The organism is Streptosporangium sp. OZ121 (assembly GCF_051918885.1).
Taxonomy (GTDB): domain Bacteria; phylum Actinomycetota; class Actinomycetes; order Streptosporangiales; family Streptosporangiaceae; genus Streptosporangium.
Genome location: NZ_JBPXMC010000083.1, coordinates 1 through 1,409, shown reverse-complemented (window position 1 = coordinate 1,409; position 1,409 = coordinate 1). Strand labels below are relative to the sequence as shown.

1 protein-coding gene is annotated in these 1,409 nt (G+C 70.8%); it reads right to left on the bottom strand.

Annotation, left to right across the window (positions count from 1 at the left end; all coding sequences use genetic code 11):
* A partial coding sequence (locus ACTOQ1_RS42790; RefSeq protein WP_440074328.1) for a sugar ABC transporter ATP-binding protein occupies positions 1 to 1,409 on the bottom strand: 1,409 nt, incomplete at both ends.

Below are 1,409 nucleotides of genomic sequence, written 5' to 3'. Positions count from 1 at the left end.
CCTTCCATGATCATGTCGAGGACGGCGTGCTCGTCCAGCTCACCGGCACCGGCCTCACGAATGACCCGGCCCTCCCGCAGGACCAGCACCCGATCGGCCAGCCCCAGCACCTCGGGAACCTCGCTGGAGACCAGCAACACCCCGATCCCCTCATCGGCCAGCCGCCGCACCAGCGCGTACAACTCCGCCCGAGCCCCCACATCCACCCCGCGGGTCGGCTCGTCCAGCAGCAGCAGCTTGCGGTCGTTCAGCAACCACCGGGCCAGCACCGCCTTCTGCTGGTTACCGCCCGACAACGTCTTGATCGGCCGCTCCGGATCGGAGGGGCGGATGTCGAGGGCCCGCACCATCTCCCGCGCGTCGGCCGCCTCCCGGCGCCGGTCCATCCAGCCCAGCCGCGAATACCGGCCCAAACTCGCCAGGCTGATGTTGCGCGACACGCTCTGGTCCAGCAGCAACGCCTGCGCCTTGCGCTCCTCGGGCGCCAGCCCCATGCCCAGGCGCACCGCGCCGGTCGTGCCACCGCCCCGGCGCACCGGCCTGCCCTCCAAAACCACCTGGCCGGAAAACCGCCGCGCCCCGTACACCGCCTCGATGATCTCCGAGCGGCCCGAGCCGACCAGACCGGCCAGCCCCACGATCTCCCCCGCCCGCACCGAGAACGACACGTCCGAGACACGGCCGGGAATGCTCAGGTCACGCACCTGGAGCACCTCCGCCTTGCCGTCGTGGCTACCGGGGGCGGGTCGCTCGGGGAAGACGTACTCGACGTTGCGGCCGGTCATCAGCGACACCACCTGCGAGGTCGGCGTCTCCTTGGCCGGCAGGCCCACCGCGACCGTACGGCCGTCCTTGAGCACCGTCACCCGGTCCCCGATCTCGCGGATCTCCTCCAGCCGGTGCGAGATGTAGACCACCGCCACCCCCTGGGCGGTCAGCTCCCGGATGATCCGGAACAGGTTGCCCACCTCGTCATGGGCCAGCGCCGCCGACGGCTCGTCCATGATGATCAACCGGGTGTCGTGCGACAGCGCCCGCGCCATGCTCACCACCTGCTTGGCCGCCGGGGACAACCGGCCCACCTCCACCGACGGGCGGATCTCCGCATGCCCCAGCCGCGCCAGCAACTCCCGCGTCGCCCGCGCCGCCTCCGAACGGCCCACGAACCCCATCCGGGCCGGCTCATGACCCAAGAACACGTTCTCGGCCACGCTGAGGCCGTCCACCAGGTCCAGCTCCTGGTAGATCGTGGAGATCCCGAGCCGGATCGCCGCGATCGGGCTCGACAGCCGCACCTCCTCACCGTTGAGCGTGATCGTCCCCTCGTCGGGCTGGTGAGCGCCCGCCAGGGTCTTGATCAGCGTGGACTTCCCGGCACCGTTCTGGCCGAGCAGGCAGTGCACCTCTCC